The sequence below is a fragment of the Massilia paldalensis genome (assembly GCF_044901715.1).
Lineage (GTDB): Bacteria > Pseudomonadota > Gammaproteobacteria > Burkholderiales > Burkholderiaceae_D > Telluria > Telluria paldalensis.
This window is the reverse complement of the sequence record NZ_JBJCIU010000001.1, coordinates 744313-766150: the sequence shown is the minus strand read 5'-3', so window position 1 is coordinate 766150 and position 21838 is coordinate 744313. Positions and strand designations below refer to the sequence as shown.

The following is a 21838-nucleotide window of genomic DNA, read 5'->3' as shown; positions in this document are numbered from 1 at the left end:
GCGCAACGCGGGCAATCGGACCGCGGGGCGCTTCAGCATAATGAAACCCCCGATGTCCGTATTGCTGATTCATGCCAAGCGCTTGCTCCAACCTGCCAGCCGCGACGCCGCGCGTCACCGGCGCCTACCTGCTCCCCCTGCTCGAAACCGCCGCCGAACGCGGCATCGATGCGGCGGCCCTCGCCGCCGCTGCCGGCCTGGCGCCCGACGCGCTACCGGCGCTGCCGCTCGCCGACCCCGGCACCCTGCCCGAATCGCTGGCGACGCACGAATACATCGCCCTGCTGGACGCCGGCGCGCGCCTGGGCAGCGACCCGCACTTCGGCCTGCACGTGGGCGAGCGCGTGCGCCCCGGCACCTACAGCGTGCACGGCGTGGTGCTGATGGCCTGCCAGCACCTGGGCCAGGCCTTCGAGCTGACGCAGCGCTACGAACAGCTGGCGCACGACCTGGGCCGCTCGCAACTGGCGCTGGACGGCGACGTGGCCCGCTACACCTGGCTGACGGCCTATCCGCGCGCCAACCGCCACCTCGTCGAGAGCGTGTTCGCCGGCATCCGCATCTTCGGCTGCTGGCTGGCCGGGCGCCCGCTGGCGCCGCGCGAAGTCTGCTTCGCCCACGACAGCGGCGCCGACCTGGCCGAGTACGAGCGCGTCCTGGGCGTGGCGCCGCGCTTCGGCACCGGCGCGAACACGGCGGCCTTCGACGCGGCCATCCTCGCGATGCCCGTGCCGAACGCCGACCCCGGCCTGTTTCCCGTGCTGCGCGAGCACGCCGAGCGCCTGCTGCGCGAACGTACCCGCCAGGGCGTCGTCGGCGAGGTGCACGAGGCCGTGCTGCGCCGCCTGAGCCCCGACCTGGCGCGCGCGCTGGCGCCCGAGCCGGTACGCCTGGCGACCGTCGCGGCCGACATGGGCACGTCGGCGCGCACGCTGCAGCGCAAGCTGGCGGACGCCGGCGCCACTTTCCAGCAGGTGCTGGACGGCGTGCGCCACGCGCTGGCGCTGGACTACCTGCGCCAGGACGGATTGTCGCTGGTCGACATCGCCTTCCTGCTGGGCTACCAGGAGCAGAGCGCGTTCACGCATGCGTTCAGGGAGTGGACGGGCGGCGTGAATCCGGGAGCGTGGCGGGAGCGGCAGCGGATGAATGGCTACTGAATGGGCGTCGCCCCCGCGCAGGCGGGGGCGCAATCCGGCGGGCGTTACGACTGCGCGACCTTGGGTCCCGGCCTGCGGGACGACGGTGGGGGCGGGACGGCGGCGTCAGCGCGCCCGCCGCGCCAGCACGTGCAGGTCGTCCAGCGCCGGCACGATCGCCAGCCCGCACAGGAACAGCGCCAGCGGCACCGTCGCCAGGTAGCCCGCATGGGCGAAGCCGAGCGCGCCGCCCACGCCGCCGGCGAAGAAGCACAGCAAGAGCAGCGCCAGCAGGCGCAGGCGGGCGCGGTCGGCCGCCACCGTCGGCCGCAGCGCGCCGCGGTGCCAGTAGGCCAGCTTGCCCAGCTCGATCCCCAGGTCGGTGACGATGCCCGTCATGTGGGTGGTGCGGATCTCCGCCTGCGACAGCTTCGTCACCAGCGCATTCTGCAAGCCCATCATGAAGCACAGCAGCATCACGGCGGCCGGCACGAAGTCGATGGCGGCCAGGCGCGCGCCCAGCATGCCGAACACCAGCAGCAGCGCGGCCTCGAGCAGCAGCGGCAGCGCGTATTCGCTGGCCAGCGCATGGCGGCGCGCGTGGTGGACCATGACGGCCGTGCAGGCCGCGCCCAGCAGGAAGCACAGCAGCGCGCCCAGCGCATCCAGGGCCAGGCCGCCGGCGCCCAGCGCCAGCCGGTCCGCGGCCGCCGACACGATGCCCGTCATGTGCGAGGTGTACTGGCGCACCGCCAGGAAGCCGCCGGCGTTGATGGCCCCGGCCACGAAGGCCAGCGCGCAGCCGAGGTGGCGGTTGGCGCGCGGGCTGCGCGCGTGGCTGGTCAGGGCACGGATGTAGGCGATCGGCATGGCGCGCAAAAATGGTCCGGATAAAAGTTCCCTTAGTCAATACTACGACAAGCGTGCCCAAGGGGCGAGCGCAATGATGCGCGGACCCGCTCCGGCGTGGCTATAATGGATCTTCACCCAAGAACAATGTCTCCATCACGCCGTGAATCCACATCTCGACAGACTGCATCCCTACCCGTTCGAAAAACTGCGCCAATTGTTCGCCGGCGTCGCGCCGCACCCCGACTACGCGCCCATCAGCCTCGGCATCGGTGAACCCAAGCATCCCACGCCCGCCTTCATCCAGAAGGCGCTGACGCAGGGCATCGCGGGACTGGCCAACTATCCGAGCACGCACGGCGGCGAGCCGCTGCGGGCCGCGATCGCCGGGTGGCTGGAGCGCCGCTACGGGGTGCCGCCGATCGATCCGGCCACGATGGTGCTGCCGGTGAACGGCTCGCGCGAGGCGCTGTTCGCCATCGCCCAGTGCGTCGTCGACGGGAGCAAGCCGGGCGCGCTGGTGCTGTGCCCGAACCCGTTCTACCAGATCTACGAAGGCGCGGCCTACCTGGCCGGCGCCGAGCCGTATTTCGTCAATTCGGAACCGGCCCGCAACTTCGCCCCCGACTACGGCAGCGTGCCGGACGACGTGTGGACGCGCGTGCAGCTCCTGTACGTGTGCTCGCCGGGCAACCCGACCGGCGCGGTGCTGTCGCTGGACGACTGGCGCACGCTGTTCGACCTGGCCGACCGCCATGGCTTCGTCATCGCCTCCGACGAGTGCTATTCCGAGATCTATTTCGGCGCCACGCCGCCGCTGGGCGCGCTGGAAGCGGCGCACCAGCTCGGCCGTAGCCAGGGCGCTCGTCCGTATGCGAACCTGATCGTGTTCTCGAGCCTGTCCAAGCGCTCGAACGTGCCGGGCATGCGCTCCGGCTTCGTCGCGGGCGACCCGGAACTGATGAAGAAATTCCTGCTGTACCGCACCTATTCGGGCGGCGCCATGCCGCCGCCGGTCCAGGCGGCGTCCGTCGCGGCCTGGGGCGACGAGACCCACGTGCAGGACAACCGCAACCTGTACAGGGAAAAATTCAGCCTGATCACCCCGCTGCTCAAGGAGGTGATGGACGTGGAACTGCCCGACGCCGGCTTCTACCTGTGGGCCGACGTGCGCAGGAGCGGCCTGTCGGACACGGAGTTCGCACGGCGCCTGTACGCCGAATATAATGTCACGGTTTTGCCCGGAAGCTACCTGGCGCGCGACGCGCACGGCATCAACCCGGGCAGCAACCGCATCCGCATGGCGCTCGTCGCCGGGGTGGACGAGGGACTGGAAGCGGCGAACCGCATCGTCCAGTTCTGCAAAGGCCTCAAGACATCCTGAAAAGATTCACATACGTAGAGTACAACCACCATGACCCAACAACTGCAGACCATCATCGAGACCGCCTGGGAACAGCGCGCCGAGATCAGCCCGAACAATGCCAGCGCCGAAGTGCGCGACGCCGTTGCCCACGTCCTTGCCGGCCTCGACGACGGCAGCCTGCGCGTGGCGCAGAAGGACACCGGCACCTGGGTCGTGAACCAGTGGATCAAGAAGGCCGTGCTGCTGTCGTTCCGCCTCGAGAACAACGTGCCCGTCGAGGGCGGCGGCATGCAGTTCTACGACAAGGTCCCGACCAAGTTCGCCAACTACAGCGCCGACGACTTCGCCAAGGGCGGCTTCCGCGTGGTGCCGCCGGCCGTGGCCCGCCGCGGCTCCTTCATCGGCAAGAACGTCGTGCTGATGCCGTCCTACGTGAACATCGGCGCCTACGTCGACGAAGGCACCATGGTCGACACCTGGGCCACCGTCGGTTCCTGCGCCCAGATCGGCAAGAACGTGCACCTGTCGGGCGGCGTCGGCATCGGCGGCGTGCTGGAGCCGATGCAGGCCAACCCGACCATCATCGAAGACAACTGCTTCATCGGCGCCCGTTCGGAAATCGTCGAAGGCGTGATCGTCGAAGAGAACTCGGTGATCTCGATGGGCGTGTACATCGGCCAGTCGACCAAGATCTACAACCGCGAGACGGGCGAAGTCAGCTACGGCCGCGTACCGTCGGGTTCCGTGGTCGTGTCGGGCAGTCTGCCCTCGGCCGACGGCAAGTACAGCCTTTACTGCGCCGTGATCGTCAAGCGCGTCGATGCGCAGACGCGCGCCAAGACCGGCATCAACGAGCTGCTGCGCGGCGTTTGATGTCGTGATGTGCATGGTGGGCACGTGGTGCCCACCCACAGCCTGAGTGAACACCGGGGTCAGCGCCCCTTGGAGACAACGCAATGGCCATGGAACGCTTGTTCCAATTGATGAAGGAAAAGAACGCGTCCGACATGTTCTTCGCGGTCAATTCTCCTGTTCACATCAAGATCAACGGCAACCTCATCCCGATCAACCAGCACAAGCTGGAGCCGGACAATATCGACTCCCTGCTGTCCGAAGTCGCCACGCCCGCGCAGATGGCCGAGCTGGCGCGCGACAACGAGCTCAATATGGGCATTTCCGTGCCCAACCTCGGCCGTTTCCGTTTGTCCGCCTTCCGCCAGCGCGGCACGGTCTCCGCCGTGTTCCGCTTCATCCCGGCCAGCATCCCGCCGCTCGCCGAGCTGGGCCTGCCGCCCGTCCTGTCCGAGCTGATCATGGAAAAGCGCGGTCTGCTGCTGATCGTGGGCGCCACCGGGTCCGGCAAGTCGACGACCATCGCCTCGATGCTGGACTACCGCAACGAACAGCGCTCCGGCCACATCCTGACGCTGGAAGACCCGATCGAATACCTGTTCAAGAACAAGAAGGCGATCGTCAACCAGCGCGAGATCGGCAGCGACGCCGCCAGTTTCGAGGTCGCCCTGCGCAATTCGCTGCGCCAGGCGCCCGACTGCATCCTGATCGGCGAGATCCGCGACAAGGACACGATGGCCGCCGCCCTCGCCTACGCCCAGTCCGGCCACCTCGTGCTGGCGACGCTGCACGCGAACAACAGCTATAACGCGCTGAACCGCATCATCAGCTTCTACCCCATCGAAAACCGCCCCGCCCTGCTGCAGGACCTGTCCTCGACCGTCAAGGCGATCGTCTCGCAGCGCCTCGTGCGCGCCAAGGCGGGCGGCGCGCGCCAGCCGGCCGTCGAGGTCATGGTCAACACGCGCTACGTGGCGGACCTGATCGAAAAAGGCGACATCGGCCAGATCCGGGAAGCGATCGACAACAGCCTGTCGCCCGGCTCGCAATCGTTCGAGCGGGCGCTGCTGGACCTGGTGCAGGCCGGCCTCGTCACCCAGGACGAGGCATTGGCGAATGCCGACTCGGCGACCAACCTGCTCTGGCTCATCAACAATGGATCGGCGGGCGGCGCGAAGAAGGAAGACACGCCGGCCAAGCCGGCCGAACCGCCCGCGGGCCCCTCGTTCACCGAATTCACGCTGGACAACTAGTTCGGCCGCCTAGCGCGGCGGACAGAGCGGCGTGACCGGCCGCGGCGCATCCAGCCCGCGCACCCGGACGTCCACATCGCCCAGGCCACGGTCGAACGCGAAGCGTAGCGGGCCGCCCCGCTCGGCGAAGTCGTGGTCGCTCAGCGGCACGATCTCGACGCTGCCGGTGCTGGCCATCTCGGCGTGGTAGCGCATGCCGTCGCGGGTCACGCGCAGCGTGTCGCCATTGGACAGCTCGTAGGTGCCGACGATGCCGGACCAGCCCTGCAGCGGGACGAAGGTGCGGGGCGAGCAATTGATTCTTACCTTGGCGGCGCCGGCAAGGCCGGGCAGCGCCACGAGCGTGCAGCAGAGTAAACCCATCGCGATGCGTGGCATGATCACTCCTCGGGACTCGACCATCTATCTGACCGGCCGCCGTGCGATTGGTTCGGCGCGGCGCGTCCTTCCGCGCATTGCTACACTATCCACCGCGTTGGCGGCCTGTGCTATCCTTCGCGGCTTCCCGAACCGCAACACCCGCCGGCCACGGCCGGCCCAGCATTCGTTACTGATGAAAAAGACCCTCTACGGTATTCCCAACTGCGACACCGTCAAAAAAGCACGCACCTGGCTGGCCGACCACGGCCAGGAGTTCGCCTTCCACGACTTCAAGAAACAGGGCCTGGAGCGCGCCACCGTCGCGTCCTGGCTCGAGCAGGCCGACTGGGAGGTCCTGGTGAACCGCAAGGGCACGACCTGGCGCAAGCTGTCCGACGAACGCCGCGCGCAGGTCATCGACAAGGCCAGCGCCCTCGAACTGATGCTGGAAAATCCGTCCGTCATCAAGCGTCCCGTGCTGGAAGGCGCGGGGCCCCTGTCGGTCGGCTTCTCGGACGCCCAGTACGGGGCCATCTTCGGAGGCGGCAAGGCATGAAGGCGTCGCGTACCCAACTGCTGACGGAAGAGCTGATCGCGCTCGACTCCGTCACCCCGAACGACAAGGGCTGCCAGCAGCGCCTGATCGAGCTGCTGGCCCCGCTGGGCTTCGTGTGCGAGACCATCGTGTCGAACGGCGTGACCAACCTGTGGGCGCGGCGCGGCACGGCCTCTCCCGTGTTCGTGTTCGCCGGCCATACGGACGTGGTGCCGTCCGGCCCCGTCGACCAGTGGGCGTCGCAGCCGTTCGCGCCGACCGTCCGCGACGGCAAGCTGTACGGCCGCGGCGCCTCCGACATGAAGGCCTCGATCGCCGCGATGGTCGTCGCGTCCGAGGAATTCGTCGCCAGCCACCCGCAGCATGACGGCTCGATCGCCTTCCTGATCACCAGCGACGAGGAAGGCCCGGCCGTGGACGGCACCGTCGTCGTGTGCGAGCTGCTGGAAGAGCGCGGCGAGGCGATCGACTATTGCCTCGTCGGCGAGCCCACCTCCAGCCACGTGCTGGGCGACATGATCAAGAACGGCCGCCGCGGCTCGCTGTCCGGCTGCCTCGTCGTGAAAGGCGTGCAGGGCCACATCGCCTACCCGCACCTGGCGCGCAACCCGATCCACCAGGCCGCGCCGGCGCTGGCCGAGCTGGCGGCCGAGGTCTGGGACGACGGCAACGAGTACTTCCCGCCGACCAGCTGGCAGGTGTCGAACATCGCCGCCGGCACCGGCGCCACCAACGTCATCCCGGGCCAGATGAAGGTCGACTTCAACTTCCGCTTCTCGACCGCCAGCACGGCGGAGGGCCTGCAGGCGCGCGTGCACGCGATCCTGGACCGCCACGGCCTGGACTATGACCTGCAATGGACGCTGTCGGGCGAACCGTTCCTGACGCCGAAGGGCACGCTGTCGGACGCCGTGTGCGGCGCGATCCGCGCGGAGCTGGGCGTGACGACGGAACTGTCGACCACCGGCGGGACCTCCGACGGCCGCTTCATCGCCCGCATCTGCCCCCAGGTGGTAGAATTCGGGCCACTCAACGCCAGCATCCACAAGATCGACGAGCACATCGAGGTGCGCTACATCGATCCGCTCAAGAACATCTACCGCCGCACGCTCGAGCGCCTGCTGGCAAGCACGCCGAACGCGGCATGACCAAAGGCCATACCATGACCACGACCACTTTTAGCACGCCGCGCGACCTGCTGCGCTACGCCGTCACCCGCTTCAACGGCGCCAAGCTGTTCTTCGGCCACGGCAGCGCCGAAGCCATCGACGAAGCCGCCTACCTGATCCTGCACACCCTCAAGCTCCCGCTCGACAAGCTCGATCCCTTCCTGGACGCCCGCCTGCTGCCGGAAGAAGTGCTGCAGGTGCTGGCCGTGATCGAGCGCCGCGTGGTCGAGCGCGTGCCGGCCGCCTACATCACCAACGAGGCCTGGCTGGGCAGCTACAGCTTCTACGTCGACGAGCGCGTGCTGGTGCCCCGCTCCTTCATCGCGGAACTGATCCCGAACGCCTTCAGCCCGTGGGTCGCCGATCCGGAAGCCGTCGAGAACGTGCTCGAACTGTGCACGGGTTCCGGCTGCCTGGCGATCATGATGGCCGACGCCTTCCCGAACGCCGTCGTCGACGCCGTCGACATCTCGGGCGACGCGCTGGCCGTCGCCGAGCGCAACATCCGCGACTACAAGCTCGAAGGCCGCGTCAATCCGATCGAATCGGACCTGTACCAGAACGTCCCGTTCAAGAAATACGACCTGATCGTCTCCAACCCGCCGTACGTGAACAGCGACTCGATGGCCAAGCTGCCGCCGGAATACCTGCGCGAGCCGCAGATCGCCCTGGCCGGCGGCGCGGACGGCATGGACCTGGTGCGCAAGATCGTCGACGGCGCCGCCGAGCGCCTGACGCCGGAAGGCATCCTGGTGGTCGAGATCGGCAACGAGCGCGAATACGCGGAAGCCGCCTTCGGCGCACTGGGCCTGACCTGGCTGACCACCAGCATCGGCGACGATGCGGTGTTCCTGCTGACGGCGGAACAGCTGACGAAATAAATGCACCACCACCGTCGTCCCTGCGAAGGCAGGGACCCAATCTTGCACGCGCCGACGCAGCGTTCGCAGAACTTGGGTCCCTGCCTGCGCAGGGAGTCATTGCCGGCAATGCCGGCAATGACGAAGCACCATAACGCTTAAATCTCACATGATCCGATTCCTCAACGTCAGCCTGATGCGCGGCACCAAGCCGCTGCTGGAAGACGCCGACCTCACCCTCAATCCCGGCGACAAGATCGGCCTGATCGGCGCCAACGGCGCCGGCAAATCCAGCCTGTTCGCGATGCTGCGCGGCGAACTGCATCCGGACCAGGGCGAGATCGACTTCCCGGCGCGCTGGCGCATGGCCTACGTGGCCCAGGAAACCCCGGCGCTGGACCGCCCGGCCATCGACTACGCGATCGACGGCGACGTCAACCTGCGCCGCCTGCAGGCCGAACTGGAGCGCCTGGAAGCCCTGCCCCACACGACGGAGAACGGCATCGCCATCGGCGAAGTCCACTCCGGCCTGGCCGACGCCGACGCCTACACGGTGCAGTCGCGCGCCGAGCAGCTGCTGCTGGGCCTGGGCTTCACGCTGGAGCAGATGGCGCGCCCCGTGTCGAGCTTCTCGGGCGGCTGGCGCATGCGCCTGAACCTGGCGCAGGCGCTGATGTGCCCTTCCGACCTCTTGCTGCTGGACGAACCGACCAACCACCTGGACCTGGACGCGATCATCTGGCTGGAAGACTGGCTGAAACGCTACCCGGGCACCCTGATCGTGATCTCGCACGACCGCGACTTCCTGGACGAGGTGGTGAACGTCGTCGTGCACATCGACGAGCGCAAGCTGAAGCGCTACTCGGGCAACTACTCGGCGTTCGAGCGCCAGCGCGCCGCCCACCTGGTGCTGGCCGCGGCGGCCTACGAAAAGCAGCAGCGCACGCGCGCCCACCTGCAATCCTTCGTCGACCGCTTCAAGGCCAAGGCCACCAAGGCGCGCCAGGCCCAGAGCCGCATGAAGGCGCTGGCCAAGATGGAGGAACTGGCGCCGCTGCGCGCGGCCGCCGAATTCTCGTTCGAGTTCCGCGAACCCCTGTCGGCGCCGAACCCGCTGCTGGTGATGGAAGACGTCGACGCCGGCTACCCGATCCTCGACGCCCATGGCGACAAGGTCGACGCCAAGGTGATCGTGCAGCGCGTGAACTTCTCGCTGCAGACGGGCCAGCGCATCGGCCTGCTGGGCGTGAACGGCGCCGGCAAGTCCACGCTGATCAAGACGATCGCGTCGGAGCTGGAACCCGTGTCCGGCACCGCGACGCTGGGCAAGGGCCTCGTGATCGGCTACTTCGCCCAGCACCAGGTCGAGATGCTGCGCCACGACGAATCGCCCTTGTGGCACTTGCAGAAGATCGCGCCGACGGTGCGCGAACAGGAACTGCGCAACTTCCTGGGCGGCTTCAACTTCCCGGGCGACATGGTGACCAGCCCGATCAAGCCGTTCTCCGGCGGCGAGAAGGCGCGCCTGGCGCTGGCGCTGATCGTGTGGCAGCGCCCCAACCTGCTGCTGCTGGACGAACCGACCAACCACCTGGACCTGGAGACGCGCGAGGCGCTGACGCTGGCGCTGGCGCAGTTCGAAGGCACGCTGATGGTGGTCTCGCACGACCGCCACCTGCTGCGCGCCACCACCGACCAGTTCGTGATCGTCGCCGACGGCCGCCTGCAACCGTTCGACGGCGACCTGGACGACTACAAGGACTGGCTGTTCCAGACCAAGCTGGGCAAGGGCACGGAGGCGCCCGCGCTGCCGGCCGCCGATGCCAGGGCGCCCGCCCCGGCCGCGCCCGTACCGGCCGTCGACCGCAAGGAACAGAAACGCCAGGAGGCCGAGGAGCGCCAGCGCCTGGCCGCGCTGAAGAAGCCGATCGAGAACCGCATCAAGCGCCTCGAGGAGCAGATGGCCAAGCTGAACGCGAAGAAGGCCGACGTCGATGCCCGCCTGGTCGACCCGGCCATCTACGAAGCGGACAAGAAGGAAGAGTTGAAGAATCTGGTGGCGGACCAGGCCTTCCTGACGCGCGACCTGGGGAACCTGGAAACGGAGTGGCTGGAATTGCAGGAGCAGCTGGAAACCCTCGTTGCTTGACCACGTCGCCCCTGCGAAGGCAGGGGCCCAATGTTGCGTGAACGGGTACGAACTTGGACCCCTGCCTTCGCAGGGGCGACGTTACGCGACGTGTCTCGCCGCCTCCAGCACCGACCCCTTCACCGACATCAGCCGGTCGATATCGACCAGGATCAGCCGCCTGCCCTCGCACTGTCCCAGCCCGATCAGGTAGCCGGCCTGCGCGCCGCCCGCGCCCGGCACCGGCACCACCTGCTCCGGCGCCAGCGTCACCACGCCGGTGACGCCATCCACCACCATCCCCATCGTGCACTGCGACAGCTTCAGGATGATCACGTCGGTCAGCGGGTCCGGCGCGTCCGGGCTGCTGCCGAAGGCGGAGCGCATGTCGACCAGCGGCATGATCACGCCGCGCGAGACGGCCACGCCGCCGACGATTTCGCCCTGCGAGGTGAAGCGCTCCAGCGTCTTGAGCACGCGCAGTTCCTGCACCTTGGCGAAATCGATCCCGTATTCGAGGCCGCCGAGCGTGAAGCTCAGGAACTGCTGGCCGGTGGCAAAGGAGGTGGCGGAGGCGATGGTATCGTGCATGGCAAAGTCCTTTCTCGGAACCTTGCCATGCTACGGTGCCTCGGGACGCCGCTGTTGATTGCAGTCAACTACTGCGGCGGTCGACACCTGGATTACTTCAGCTGGGCATCCGTCACGGCCAGCTGCTTGTTCTGCGTGTCCAGCCAGGCCTTGAGCGGCGCGAAGTACTCGAGCATCGCGGTCGCATCCAGGCGCTCCTCGCCCGTCACCGCCTTCAGCGCTTCCGGCCACGGCTTGCTGGTGCCCATTTCCAGCATCTGCTGGAACTTGGCGCCGGCCTTCTTGTTCGCATAGATCGAGCAGCGGTTCAGCGGGCCGGTGTCGCCGGCCTCGCGGCACAGCGCGCGGTGGAACTGGAACTGCAGCACGTGGGCGAGGAAGTAGCGCGCATACGGGGTGTCGCTGGCGACGTGGAACTTGGCGCCGGCGTCGAAGCCGTCGGCCGCGAGCGGCGCAGGACGCGATACGCCCTGGTACTGCTCCTTCAGCGCCCACCAGGCCTTGTCGTAGTCGGCCGGCTTGACCTGGCCGCCGTAGACCTGCCAGCGCCACTTGTCGACCATGTAGGCGAATGGCATGAAGGCGACCTTCTGCAGCGCCGTGTACAGCAGCGGGCCGATGTCCTGGGACGGGTCCGGCTCCGTCTTCATCAGGCCGACCTTCTTGAGGTAGGCCGGCGTGATCGACAGCGCGACGGTGTCGCCGATGGCTTCGTGGAAGCCGTCGTTGGCGCCGTTCTTGAACAGCGGCGGCTGCGTGCTGTACGCGAGGTCGTAGTACAGGTGGCCCAGCTCGTGGTGGATGGTGCGGAAGTCCTCGGCCGTCGGGGTGATGCACATCTTGACGCGCACGTCGTCCTTGCCGTCCAGGTCCCAGGCCGAGGCGTGGCAGACGACGTCGCGGTCGCGCGGCTTGGTCAGCAGCGAGCGTTCCCAGAAGGTCTCCGGCAGCTTGCGCATGCCCAGCGAGGCATAGAAGCCTTCGGCATAGCGCGTCATCTCGACGGCCGTCGTCTTGCGCTCTTCCAGCAGCGCGGTCAGATCCTCGCCCTTGGCGTCATTGGCCGGCTTCAGCAGCGGGTACAGGTTGTCCCAGCTCTGCGCCCACATATTGCCCAGCAGGTGGGCCGGGATCGGGCCGCTGGCCGGCACGACGGCCGGGCCATAGGTCTGGCGCAGCTTGTAGCGGGTGTAGGTGTGCAGCGCCTCGTACAGCGGGCGGACCTGCTGCCACAGGCGCTCCATGTCGGCCGCGAAGGCATCCGGCGCCATGTCGTAGCGCGAGCGCCACAGCGCGCCCGTGTCGGCGAAGCCCATCGCGCGGGCGCCCTTGTTCGACACCTCGACGTATTTCGCGTAGTCGGCCTTGTAGGCCGGCGACTGCGCATGCCAGCCCAGCCAGGCGTCCTTCAGCCTGGCCGGATCGTGGCTGGTGGCGAGGATCTTTTCCAGCGCGCCCAGCGGCAGGCACTCCGGCTTGGCGGCGCCGGCCGCGGCCGGCGGGCAGTATTTCGCCTTGCCGTAGGCGCCCGTCATGCTGGCGGCCAGGCGCGCGTAGGCGGCACGGTCGGCGCCGTCGGACAGCACCAGGTTCTGGCGCAGCAGCATCAGCTTGCGCGCGTCGTCGGCGGGCAGCTTGAGGTCCTTGTAGCGGCCCGCCTTCAGCGCCACGGCGCCGGACAGGCCCAGGTACTGCTCGTTGGCCTGCGCGGTCATCGTCTCGGTGTCGAGCGTGATGAAGTTCTCGGCGACCCATTCGGCGCGGCCGGCGTCGAGGCCGAGGCGGTCGAGGTCGCGCTCCGATTCGGCGATGAAGCGCTGGGCTTCCGCCACGGTGGGCTTGGCGGTGGAGGTGGCGGAGGCTTTGGTGGCGGCGCCGGCCGGCATGGACGCGGCGCAGCTCGCGACCAGCAGCGCGATCAGGCGCGGCTGGAATGGACGCATGGTCTTCAAGTGATTCCCTCGGTATGTGGTTGTCGTCGTGGCGCCGCCAGGATGAAGGCGGCGCCCACCGAGTATACGTCCCTGCTCAGCCCTGGGAAAGGGCGTCCGCGCTGTTCCACGCCACCTGCCCGCTGCTGCCCGAGAACAGCAGCTCCCCGCGCTGCGGTCCGCGCAGCCGCGTGCGGATGTCGCGCGGCGCCAGGCGGTACGGCGCGCTGCCCGCCGCCGGGCTGTAGCCCAGGATGCGCACCTGGGTCTCGCCCTGCACCATGCGCACGGTGACGGCCGACACGCTGGCCGCATCGACCCGCTGCGCCTCCAGCCGCGCCAGCATCTGCCCGCCTTCGCGCTGCTGCGCCTCGGCCGCCTTGACCTTGTTCGACGCCTCGCCGATCGCCTTCAGCGCCGGCCCCGCGTCCTGGCCCATGCGCTGGAACTGGCGCGCCTGCTCGGGCGACAGGCTGATCTCGTTCTTGCGCACGCGCGAGGCCAGCATCAGGTAGCGGCGCACGTCCGGCTTGGACGTCATGGCCTCCAGCTGCGACTTCAGCTGCGCCACCAGCGCGTCGAACTGGGCCACGCGCTGGCCCACGGCGGCGATCACTTCCTCGATGTGCGGCCCTTCCGGGCACAGCACGGCCACCAGCATCTCGCTCTGCTTGCGCGGCGTTGTGCCATCGATCGTCACGCGGCGGCCGGCGATGGCGCTGCCTTCCGCGATCTCGACCTCGACCTCGTCGCCGATCACTTCGCAATTGATCGCATGGCCGATGCGGATGCGGGTGCCGGACACGACGCAGTTCTCGGCCCGCTCCAGCGTCACGGCGCCATCCTCGGCCTGCAGCACCGCGTTCGAGGCGACGCCGCGCACGACGATGTCGCCGCGCCGGTTGGCGACGCTGCCGCCGATCAGGTTCGCATGCAGCAGCACGGTGCCGCCGCGCGAGACCAGGTGGCCGTACACGTCGCCATGCACGACGATGCCCTCGCCTTCCAGCGTGCGCATCTCCTGCACGTCGCCGAATTCCTCGTAGTCGCCGGTCAGCTGCAGGTTGCCCGTGGTGCGGGCGCTGACGCCGTCGTGGCTGACGATCTTGTCGCCGACGGAGACGCGGCTGGTCTTGGCATCCACGGTCAGGAAGCCGGCCTGCGTGGAGACGAGGAACTCGCCATCGCGGCCGCGCTCGACCTGGGTGCCCGGTCCCGCATACGGCGCCAGGTCCATGTCGCGCCCCGGCTTGGCTGGCAGTTCGCTGCCCGACACCTCGAAGCCCCGTTCGCCCTGCGTGGCGGCGATCTTCTGCAGCAGGCGCACGCCGGCCTGGATCTGGGGGAAGCGGTTCTGGAAGCTGGTGAGGTCGAGGCGCCCGTCGGCGAGCTGGCGCGGCGCGTCGCTGCGGTGGATGTCGCGCGAGACTTCGTCGACGTGCGCATCGACGCCCTGCACCGGCTCGAGGCGGCGCGCCACCGTCACGCGGTCGGCGCGGCCCGCGTGCGCGGCGGCCATGGCGGCGCGCACGGCGTCGACGTCGATGCCGAAGCGCACGCCCTTGGTCCAGACGTCGGCGATGAATTCGTCGACGTCGAGCGCGGTGAGCTGCTCGGGCGCGTCCGGGTCGGCGGGATCGGGCAGCCAGGCCGGCTCGAACACGTAGTCGGCCCAGCCGCCGCTGATCTTGACGGCGTGGTACAGCGGCTTGCGGGCGGGATCGAAGGGACGGATCTCGGCGGCGATGCGCACTTGCGGCACGCCGTCCGGACCCGTGGGCAGCGCGGGTCCATGGCCGTACAGGGCCTTGATCAGGATGGGGTAGTCGACGCCGGCGAAATAACGGCCGTCGCGGAAGATGGCGTCGACGGCGGCGATCAGCGTCGTGCCGAGCACGCCGGGGTCGGCGTAGACGCCGTCGGGGCGCTGCGCGATGCAATGTTCCAGGTCGCCGGCAGCGGCGAAGCGCATGGCCGGTACGACGGATTCGGTGGACACGATGGGCTCCCGTCCAGGGTTGGCGACCCGGCAGGGTCGGGGCCGGGGTCGGAAGCTGGCAAGCGTATCACGTTGATGCCACGAAATAAACGTGTGGCAACTCTATTGTTGTAAAGAAATCAGAACTGATGTTATATCAACACGCGCCGGATGCGGCGCATGACGACCGGCCGGGCGCCGGCCGGGCGCCGGATCAGCGCTGGCGCGGATACAGGTCGCGGCCCGCTTCGTTGATCTGGCGGCGCAGGTCGCGCCGTTCGTCCTGGGTCATGCGGCCGCCGCGGCGCTCGGACTGCTGCTGGTCCTGCTGCATGCGGCGTTGCTCTTCCATCGCGCGGAACTCGGCCTGGCGGTTATCGGCCTGGCGATTGTCGCGGTCCTGCGGCGGCAACTGGAAGCGCTCGGCACGGTGGCCCTGCATGACCTGATCGTCGCGGCGTTCGCCATACTGCTGGGCCATTGCTCCAACGGCTACCAGCACCAGGGCGCACGCCAACGCGGCGCGACGCACGGCCTGGGCCAGCCGGCCTGCCTTCGTCTCTGCTCGTTGGTGGGTGAACGCACTGTACATGGTGTTCCTCTTCCGCGATGCCATCTAAGGGGATAAGCTTAAAGAATGTGCTGTGAAGCGCTGGTGTATCGATGAATCCAGTGTATGTGGAAACCGCGTAGGGCATAAGGCGAATTGGGTAAAGTTTGTAACACAATGTAATGCCTCAACAGTTACGCCTGTCCGCTGTACGATATGAAGTTACCATAGCGACATTAATCTGACAACGACAACCCTATGAATGCAACGAGCCCGAACGCCGGCGCAGCCGGCACGACTGGCGGCCATGCCGCCAAGATCATGGTGGTGGACGACGACGTGCGCCTGCGCGATTTGTTGCGCCGCTACCTGACCGAACAGGGATTCCAGGTGGTGACGGCGGAGAGCGCGCCCGCCATGAACAAGCTGTGGCTGCGCGAGCGTTACGACCTGCTGGTGCTGGACCTGATGCTGCCGGGCGAGGACGGCCTGTCGATCTGCCGCCGCCTGCGCGGCGCCGGCGACCAGACCCCGATCATCATGCTGACTGCGAAGGGCGAGGACGTCGACCGCATCGTCGGACTCGAGATGGGCGCCGACGACTACCTGCCCAAGCCGTTCAACCCGCGCGAGCTGGTGGCGCGCATCAATGCCGTGCTGCGCCGCAAGGGCCCGGACGAGATCCCCGGCGCGCCGAGCGAAACCCCGCAGACCTTCGAGTTCGGCGACTTCGTGCTCGACCTGGGCACGCGCACCCTCAAGAAGAACGGCGAGACCGTGCCGCTGACCACGGGTGAATTCTCCGTGCTGAAGGTGTTCGCGCGCCATGCGCGCCAGCCGCTGTCGCGCGAGAAGCTGATGGAACTGGCGCGCGGCCGCGAATATGAAGTCTTCGACCGTTCGCTCGACGTGCAGATCTCGCGCCTGCGCAAGCTGATCGAACCCGATCCTTCCAGCCCGCTGTACATCCAGACCGTCTGGGGCCTGGGCTACGTGTTCATTCCGGAAGGCCAGCCGCGCTAGTGCCATTGCAAGTGCCCACGATGTCTTCGCTGCAGTTGCCGCGTCCGCGCCGGTTCGGCTGGTTCAAGAGCGGCCTGTTCTGGCGCACCTTCTTCCTGCTGTCGCTGCTGACGACCCTGTCGATGGCATCGTGGATCGGCATGATCAACGTGTTCCAGCGCGGGCCCCAGGTCGAGCAGACCGCCGAGCTGCTGGTCTCCGTCGTCACCATCACCAAGGCCGCGCTGACCCACTCGGCGCCCGACCTGCGCAGCGAGCTGCTGTTCGAACTGGTGTCGAACGAAGGCATCCGCATCCTGACGCTGGAACCCACCGACAAGGTCGAGCCGCCACCGAATTTCCTCACGCCGGAGCTGGCCGCCATCGTGCGCGGCAAGCTGGGCCCGGACACGCGCTTCTCGCGCCGCGTCAACGACATGCCGGGCTTCTGGGTCAGCTTCGACATCGACGGCGACAAGTACTGGCTGATGCTGGAACGCGAGCGCCTGAACAACCTCACGCGCGTGCAATGGGTCGGCTGGGCCACGCTGGTGGGCGCGCTGTCGCTGCTGGGCGCGGCGCTGATCTCGAGCCTCGTCAACCTGCCGCTGGCGCGCCTGACGGCGGCTGCGCGCGCGATCGCCCAGGGCAAGCGTCCCGCCGCCCTGCCCGAGAAGGGCTCGCAGGAGATCATCGAGGCCAACCGCAGCTTCAACCAGATGGTCGACGACCTGCAGCAGCTGGAAAAGGACCGCGCCATCATCCTGGCCGGCATCTCGCACGACCTGCGCACGCCGCTGGCGCGCATGCAGCTCGAGGTCGAGATGGCGAACCTGTCGCAGGAAGCGCGCGACGGCATCCAGTCGGACATCGCCCAGATGGACGCCATCATCGGCCAGTTCCTAGACTTCGCGCGCCCGACCGAGAGCGCCACCTTCACCACCGTCGACCTGTCCGAACTGCTGGCAGACTGCGCGCGCGAGGCGGGCCGCCTGCCCGACGTGCGCACCACCATCGAGGTCGACCCGGACGTGGTCGTGCTGGGCAATCCGGTCGACCTGCGCCGCGTGATCAACAACGTGATCGAGAACGCGCGCCGCTACGGCAAGACCCCGGGCGAGGACGTCACCGAGATCGACATCGCCTGCCACGTCAAGCTGACGGGCCATGGCCGCCGCGCCGTGGTCGAGATCAACGACCGCGGCGTCGGCGTGCCCGAGGACCAGATCCAGCAGCTGCTGCGCCCGTTCACGCGGCTGGACAGCGCGCGCGGCCAGGCCAACGGCTCCGGCCTGGGCCTGGCCATCGTCGAGCGCGTGCTCACGCGCCACAATGCCGAGCTGACGGTCAGCAACCGCGCCGGCGGCGGCCTGCTGCTGCAGTTCACCCTACCGCTGGCTCCTTAAGACGGTCGCACCTCGTCGCGGCGCAGGCCGGGGCGACGACGCATTCCGCAGCCACTCCACCAAGAAAAAGCCGCCCGCGCATCGCTGCGCCGGGCGGCAAAGTCCAAGCTCGCACTTGGAGGAGACAGAGAAACCAGTGCCGAAGCACCAGAGGAACAACTCCGAGATAGGGCCGTTCGGCGCGCTTGCAAGGGCCGACGGGGGGGGCGATTTCCCGTCGCGGTGTAGGCCTGTTCGGACAGTCTGGAACGGAGGCGCCCACCATGCACGGAGGGTGTGGCAACGTACAGAATCGGGGGGATGCGAGGCGCAGCATGGAAGCCTGAACAAGGAGAACACCATGAAGCGTGCACTCAGCCTCGCGGGATGGCTCGCCGCCGCGCTGCCCGCACTGGCGATATCGGTGACGGCATCATTGGCCCCCCTGGCGCCGGCGCAGGCCGGCGACGTCGTCAAGTGCGTCGATGGCAGCGGCCATGCCACCTTCACCGACCAGCCCTGCCCTGCCGGCTCGACCGGCCGCCTCCTGGCCACCGATGGCAGCGCAGCCCAGGGCGGCAGCGGCCTGACGGCATCGACGGGCTCCTCCGATCCGGAACCGTCCGCGCCGCCCGTGGCGGCCATGACGCCAACGGCGCCGCCGCAGCGCCACGTGCTGCCCGCCGCCGACCTGCGCCACGATGCCTGGCGCCGTCCCGCCGGCGCCGTCCCTGCCCCGCTGGCCCGCGACGTGGCCACGCTGAAGGCGGCGCGCCGCATGCTGCTGCAGCAGGAAGGCACGCGCGCCAGCCTGGCCGGCATCCAGTAGCGGAGTACTCCGGCAAATCAGTACAGGTCGCGCAGGCGGTCGGCATCCGGCGCCGCCGCCTCGTTGGCCGGCGCGCCGAGCGTGCGTACCAGCTGCAGCACTTCCTCGGACTTGATGAAGCTGGCCGACGAGCTGGCGGCCAGCAGCTTTTCCGGCGGCTGCGAGCGGGCGATGGCATAGCCCTGCACGTAGTCGACGCCGATCTCCGCCAGCGTGCGGATCGTGTCCGCGTCCTCCGCCCACTCGGCGATGGTCTTCATGCCCAGGTTGGCCGCGAGGTTGACGATGGCTTCGACGATGGCGACGTTGGCCGGGTGGGCGTTGATGTTGACGATGAAGTTGCCGTCGATTTTCAGCACGTCCGCCGGCAATTCCTTCAGGTAGGAGAACGAGGTGTAGCCGGCGCCGAAATCGTCCAGGGCCACCTTCACGCCGAAGTTGCGCACTTCGTCGATGAAGCGGCGCGTGTTGTCGAGGTCGTGCAGCGCGACGCTTTCCGTGATCTCCATGCACAGCCGGCCCGCGACGTGGCGGTACAGCGCCAGCGTCGCCATCGTGTCCTGCACGAAGCGCTCGTCGTTGAGCGAGGCGCCGGACAGGTTCATGCACACGAAGCGGGTATTGCCCAGCGCATCGGCATTGTCTTCGATCCAGGCCAGCGTGGTCGACAGCACCCAGCGGTCCAGCACGCCCGCGCGTCCGCTCTTCTCGGCGGCCGCGATGACGGGGCCGGCCGGCGCGATGCGGCCATCGGGCTCGCGCATGCGCAGCAGCACCTCGAAGTTCAGCGATTCGTGCGGCGCGCTCAAGGACATGATCGGCTGCATTTCCAGGAACATGTCCTTCGTCGCGTCCGGGCCGGACAAGCGCTCGACCAGGTTCAATTCGCTGGCGCGTTCCTGGAACGCGGTCGAGCCGCGCTCGTACACGACCAGACCCGCATTGTGGCCGCCCTTGGCCTCGCGGCAGGCGCGGTCGGCGGTGGACACGGCATCCTTCATCGGCATGCCGGGCGCCACCTCGATCAGGCCGCAGGAGCCGCGCACGTGGAAGGCCTTGTCGCCGACGCGGTACGGGGTGCCGCCGATGCGGTCGACGATGCCGCGGCAGATCAGCGACGCCAGCGGCACCGCCGTATCCGGCATCACGATCACGAATTCGTCGCCGCCCACGCGGCCGATCTGCTGGCCGCCGCCCAGCATCAGCGCCATGCGCTCGCACACCTGCTTGAGCACCTCGTCGCCGGCGGCGTGGCCGAACAGGTCGTTGATCAGCTTGAAGCGGTCGAGGTCGATGTAGGCCAGCGACAGCGGCTTGCCCGCTTCCAGCGTGTGCGCCGCGCCTTCGAACATCTTCTCGATGCCGCGCCGGTTGAACACCTTGGTCAGCGGGTCGTTGTTGGCCATGAAGCGCAGCTGCTCGGTGGCCTTGTGCTTGTCGGTAACGTCCTGCAGCACCGCCTCGATGCGGCCGCGCGCCAGCGTGGCGCTGACGAGGAAGCGGCGGCTGCCGTCGCGGCTGGCGATCTGCATTTCCGCCTCGCTGCGCATGTGCACGGTCTCGTACAGCTCGATCCACAGGCTGTCGGCGAAGAACTGCTTCCAGCCGGTGCGGCCGGGCACGAAGTCGGCCATGTCGAGCATCTTGCGCAGCGCCGGGTTGGCGCTCAAGAAGGTACCGTACATGTCGAGCGTGAACAGGCCGACGGGCATCGCCTCGAACGCCTGCTCCAGCTTTTCCTGGGCCGCCATGCGCTGCTCGGTCTCGATGCGCATCTGCTCGGCCACGGCCAGCGCCGCCAGCAGGCTCGATGCCAGCGCGGCCGTGACGCTGTTGACGACGTCGGACAGCGCGCGCAGTTCCATCGCGGCGCCGGCCACCTCGGCCAGCGAGGACACGAAGGTGACGGCGAACGAGGCCGCGAACCACATCGCCACCCGGTTGCGCGACCGTAGCATGATGGCCACCAAGCCCAGCGTCATCAGGCCCAGGCCGAACGCGACGACGCCCCACATGATGGGCAGGAACACTCGGTACGGCAGCAGCAGCGCGCACGCCACGAACGGCAGGCACACCCATTGGGAAAAGCGCAGGAAGGGACCGAAGCGGGTGCGCGCCAGCTCGGCGCCGAACAGCGTCTGGTACAGCGTCAGCGACGACAGCGCGAACAGCGCGATGGTCACGGCGCGCATCGGCAGCAGCCAGTCGGCCGGTACCGCCTGGCCCAGCCATTGGGTGTCCCAGCCGCCCGACAGCGCGCCCGCGCGCAGGCTCAGGATCAGCCAGCCGGCGAACTGGATGTACAGCGCCTGGCGATTGATCAGCGCCGTCACCAGCACGAACAGCGTCAGCACGATCATGCCGCCGTCGAGCAGGCCCGACTTGCGGTGGAAATCCTGGATCGACAGTTCCAGCTGGCCGGACGGCCACGCGACGGCGGTCAGGCGTGCCGGCCCCACGAAGCTGGCACGGCACAGCACCTGGCCGGTGGCGCGGCCCAGGTTCAGCGCGAAGCCGGCCTTGACGGCGGCCATGGCGCCGTGCGCGCCGGTGCGCGACGCGTCGCCCAGCGGCTGCAGCGTCTGTGCATCCCAGCAGGCGATCGCGGTCGCGTGGCGCGACGGGAATTCGATGCCGATGCCTGCTCCCGCCCACGACGGATCGATGCGCGGCGTGAACGCGAACCACAGCGGTTGCTCGGACAAGCGCGTCTCGAAGCTGTCGATCGGCGGACGCTGGGACAGCAGCTGCGCGGCCTGGCCCGGCGCGAGACCTGTGTCCGGCGCCAGCACCTGCAGGGGCAGCGCCAGGCCGTCGTCATGGGCGTAGTGGTCGGGCCAGGACAGCAGCGCGACCAGCGAAAACATGCCGATGCCCACCGGCAGCATGTAGGTGGCGAGCAGGCGCAGCAAGCCGTCGACCGCGCGCTGGGCGAAGGTCGGCGACGGGTTGCGCGGGTAGGAGGCGGGCTTGAGCATAAGAATCTAGGACGAACACAACCATGCCGCAGATTCCTGCCGGCATCGACTTCGCAGCATAC

The 21838-nt window shown here is 68.3% G+C and carries 18 protein-coding genes; 11 read left to right on the top strand and 7 right to left on the bottom strand.

Annotated elements, in window-relative coordinates:
- The first annotated feature begins 71 nt into the window (after positions 1 to 71).
- Complete coding sequence (locus ACI1V7_RS03440) at positions 72 to 1160, top strand: AraC family transcriptional regulator (RefSeq protein ID WP_404530366.1); 1089 nt, start codon at positions 72 to 74, stop codon at positions 1158 to 1160.
- A 105-nt stretch (positions 1161 to 1265) separates the two neighbouring features.
- On the opposite strand, the gene ACI1V7_RS03435 is transcribed toward ACI1V7_RS03440, so the two are convergent.
- A complete protein-coding gene (locus tag ACI1V7_RS03435) occupies positions 1266 to 2009 on the bottom strand; it encodes a YoaK family protein (RefSeq protein WP_404530365.1) in 744 nt (247 codons plus the stop codon).
- A gap of 142 nt (positions 2010 to 2151) precedes the next feature.
- Between ACI1V7_RS03435 and dapC the strand changes: the two genes are divergently transcribed.
- The 3 genes from dapC (at position 2152) to ACI1V7_RS03420 (ending at position 5459) form a co-directional block, all read left to right on the top strand.
- Complete coding sequence (gene dapC, locus ACI1V7_RS03430; RefSeq protein WP_404530364.1) at positions 2152 to 3372, top strand: succinyldiaminopimelate transaminase; 1221 nt, start codon at positions 2152 to 2154, stop codon at positions 3370 to 3372.
- Positions 3373 to 3402: 30 nt separating this feature from the next.
- A complete protein-coding gene (gene dapD, locus ACI1V7_RS03425) occupies positions 3403 to 4227 on the top strand; it encodes a 2,3,4,5-tetrahydropyridine-2,6-dicarboxylate N-succinyltransferase (RefSeq protein WP_404530363.1) in 825 nt (274 codons plus the stop codon).
- Positions 4228 to 4310: 83 nt separating this feature from the next.
- Positions 4311 to 5459, top strand: coding sequence for a PilT/PilU family type 4a pilus ATPase (locus ACI1V7_RS03420; protein WP_404530362.1), 1149 nt, complete (start codon positions 4311 to 4313; stop codon positions 5457 to 5459).
- 9 nt (positions 5460 to 5468) lie between these two features.
- Here ACI1V7_RS03420 and ACI1V7_RS03415 read toward each other — a convergent pair whose 3' ends face one another.
- Positions 5469 to 5822 carry a hypothetical protein gene (locus ACI1V7_RS03415; protein ID WP_404530361.1) on the bottom strand — a complete coding sequence of 118 codons (354 nt, stop codon included), beginning with the start codon at positions 5820 to 5822 and terminating at the stop codon, positions 5469 to 5471.
- Positions 5823 to 6012: 190 nt separating this feature from the next.
- Between ACI1V7_RS03415 and ACI1V7_RS03410 the strand changes: the two genes are divergently transcribed.
- The 4 genes from ACI1V7_RS03410 to ACI1V7_RS03395 all read left to right on the top strand — a co-directional run bounded on the left by ACI1V7_RS03410 (position 6013) and on the right by ACI1V7_RS03395 (position 10553).
- Positions 6013 to 6375, top strand: a complete 363-nt coding sequence (locus ACI1V7_RS03410; RefSeq protein WP_404530360.1) for an ArsC family reductase — start codon at positions 6013 to 6015, stop codon at positions 6373 to 6375.
- Positions 6372 to 7523 (top strand): succinyl-diaminopimelate desuccinylase, encoded by a 1152-nt coding sequence (gene dapE / locus ACI1V7_RS03405; RefSeq protein ID WP_404530359.1) that lies wholly within the window; start codon positions 6372 to 6374, stop codon positions 7521 to 7523. Before ACI1V7_RS03410 ends, dapE begins: the two co-directional genes overlap by 4 nt.
- A gap of 14 nt (positions 7524 to 7537) precedes the next feature.
- The gene (gene prmB, locus ACI1V7_RS03400) at positions 7538 to 8425 is read left to right on the top strand and encodes a 50S ribosomal protein L3 N(5)-glutamine methyltransferase (protein ID WP_404530358.1); all 888 of its coding nucleotides are present in this window, start codon (positions 7538 to 7540) and stop codon (positions 8423 to 8425) included.
- A gap of 148 nt (positions 8426 to 8573) precedes the next feature.
- On the top strand, positions 8574 to 10553 hold the full coding sequence (locus ACI1V7_RS03395) for an ATP-binding cassette domain-containing protein (RefSeq protein ID WP_404530357.1): 1980 nt from the start codon (positions 8574 to 8576) through the stop codon (positions 10551 to 10553).
- An 81-nt stretch (positions 10554 to 10634) separates the two neighbouring features.
- Here ACI1V7_RS03395 and ACI1V7_RS03390 read toward each other — a convergent pair whose 3' ends face one another.
- From ACI1V7_RS03390 to ACI1V7_RS03375, 4 genes are all read right to left on the bottom strand, one after another.
- Positions 10635 to 11123 carry a chemotaxis protein CheW gene (locus ACI1V7_RS03390; protein ID WP_404530356.1) on the bottom strand — a complete coding sequence of 163 codons (489 nt, stop codon included), beginning with the start codon at positions 11121 to 11123 and terminating at the stop codon, positions 10635 to 10637.
- A 92-nt stretch (positions 11124 to 11215) separates the two neighbouring features.
- Positions 11216 to 13066 carry a M2 family metallopeptidase gene (locus ACI1V7_RS03385; RefSeq protein WP_404530355.1) on the bottom strand — a complete coding sequence of 617 codons (1851 nt, stop codon included), beginning with the start codon at positions 13064 to 13066 and terminating at the stop codon, positions 11216 to 11218.
- A gap of 85 nt (positions 13067 to 13151) precedes the next feature.
- Complete coding sequence (locus ACI1V7_RS03380; RefSeq protein WP_404530354.1) at positions 13152 to 15053, bottom strand: flagellar assembly protein A; 1902 nt, start codon at positions 15051 to 15053, stop codon at positions 13152 to 13154.
- A gap of 193 nt (positions 15054 to 15246) precedes the next feature.
- Positions 15247 to 15624 carry a hypothetical protein gene (locus ACI1V7_RS03375; RefSeq protein ID WP_404530353.1) on the bottom strand — a complete coding sequence of 126 codons (378 nt, stop codon included), beginning with the start codon at positions 15622 to 15624 and terminating at the stop codon, positions 15247 to 15249.
- 216 nt (positions 15625 to 15840) lie between these two features.
- Between ACI1V7_RS03375 and ompR the strand changes: the two genes are divergently transcribed.
- The 3 genes from ompR to ACI1V7_RS03360 all read left to right on the top strand — a co-directional run bounded on the left by ompR (position 15841) and on the right by ACI1V7_RS03360 (position 18798).
- On the top strand, positions 15841 to 16605 hold the full coding sequence (gene ompR, locus ACI1V7_RS03370) for an osmolarity response regulator transcription factor OmpR (protein ID WP_404530352.1): 765 nt from the start codon (positions 15841 to 15843) through the stop codon (positions 16603 to 16605).
- 20 nt (positions 16606 to 16625) lie between these two features.
- On the top strand, positions 16626 to 17990 hold the full coding sequence (locus tag ACI1V7_RS03365) for a sensor histidine kinase (RefSeq protein ID WP_404530351.1): 1365 nt from the start codon (positions 16626 to 16628) through the stop codon (positions 17988 to 17990).
- A 340-nt stretch (positions 17991 to 18330) separates the two neighbouring features.
- Positions 18331 to 18798 carry a DUF4124 domain-containing protein gene (locus tag ACI1V7_RS03360; RefSeq protein ID WP_404530350.1) on the top strand — a complete coding sequence of 156 codons (468 nt, stop codon included), beginning with the start codon at positions 18331 to 18333 and terminating at the stop codon, positions 18796 to 18798.
- A 17-nt stretch (positions 18799 to 18815) separates the two neighbouring features.
- On the opposite strand, the gene ACI1V7_RS03355 is transcribed toward ACI1V7_RS03360, so the two are convergent.
- Entirely contained in the window at positions 18816 to 21776 is a 2961-nt protein-coding gene (locus ACI1V7_RS03355; RefSeq protein WP_404530349.1) for a putative bifunctional diguanylate cyclase/phosphodiesterase, read from the bottom strand.
- Positions 21777 to 21838: the final 62 nt, after the last annotated feature.

Coding starts and splice junctions, on each gene's coding strand:
- ACI1V7_RS03440 (WP_404530366.1), top strand. CDS start 72: ATGCCAAGCGCTTGCTCCAACCTGCCAGCCGCGACGCCGCGCGTCACC.
- ACI1V7_RS03435 (WP_404530365.1), bottom strand. CDS start 2,009: ATGCCGATCGCCTACATCCGTGCCCTGACCAGCCACGCGCGCAGCCCG.
- dapD (WP_404530363.1), top strand. CDS start 3,403: ATGACCCAACAACTGCAGACCATCATCGAGACCGCCTGGGAACAGCGC.
- ACI1V7_RS03420 (WP_404530362.1), top strand. CDS start 4,311: ATGGCCATGGAACGCTTGTTCCAATTGATGAAGGAAAAGAACGCGTCC.
- ACI1V7_RS03415 (WP_404530361.1), bottom strand. CDS start 5,822: ATGGGTTTACTCTGCTGCACGCTCGTGGCGCTGCCCGGCCTTGCCGGC.
- ACI1V7_RS03410 (WP_404530360.1), top strand. CDS start 6,013: ATGAAAAAGACCCTCTACGGTATTCCCAACTGCGACACCGTCAAAAAA.
- dapE (WP_404530359.1), top strand. CDS start 6,372: ATGAAGGCGTCGCGTACCCAACTGCTGACGGAAGAGCTGATCGCGCTC.
- prmB (WP_404530358.1), top strand. CDS start 7,538: ATGACCACGACCACTTTTAGCACGCCGCGCGACCTGCTGCGCTACGCC.
- ACI1V7_RS03395 (WP_404530357.1), top strand. CDS start 8,574: ATGATCCGATTCCTCAACGTCAGCCTGATGCGCGGCACCAAGCCGCTG.
- ACI1V7_RS03390 (WP_404530356.1), bottom strand. CDS start 11,123: ATGCACGATACCATCGCCTCCGCCACCTCCTTTGCCACCGGCCAGCAG.
- ACI1V7_RS03385 (WP_404530355.1), bottom strand. CDS start 13,066: ATGCGTCCATTCCAGCCGCGCCTGATCGCGCTGCTGGTCGCGAGCTGC.
- ACI1V7_RS03375 (WP_404530353.1), bottom strand. CDS start 15,624: ATGTACAGTGCGTTCACCCACCAACGAGCAGAGACGAAGGCAGGCCGG.
- ompR (WP_404530352.1), top strand. CDS start 15,841: ATGAATGCAACGAGCCCGAACGCCGGCGCAGCCGGCACGACTGGCGGC.
- ACI1V7_RS03365 (WP_404530351.1), top strand. CDS start 16,626: ATGTCTTCGCTGCAGTTGCCGCGTCCGCGCCGGTTCGGCTGGTTCAAG.
- ACI1V7_RS03360 (WP_404530350.1), top strand. CDS start 18,331: ATGAAGCGTGCACTCAGCCTCGCGGGATGGCTCGCCGCCGCGCTGCCC.
- ACI1V7_RS03355 (WP_404530349.1), bottom strand. CDS start 21,776: ATGCTCAAGCCCGCCTCCTACCCGCGCAACCCGTCGCCGACCTTCGCC.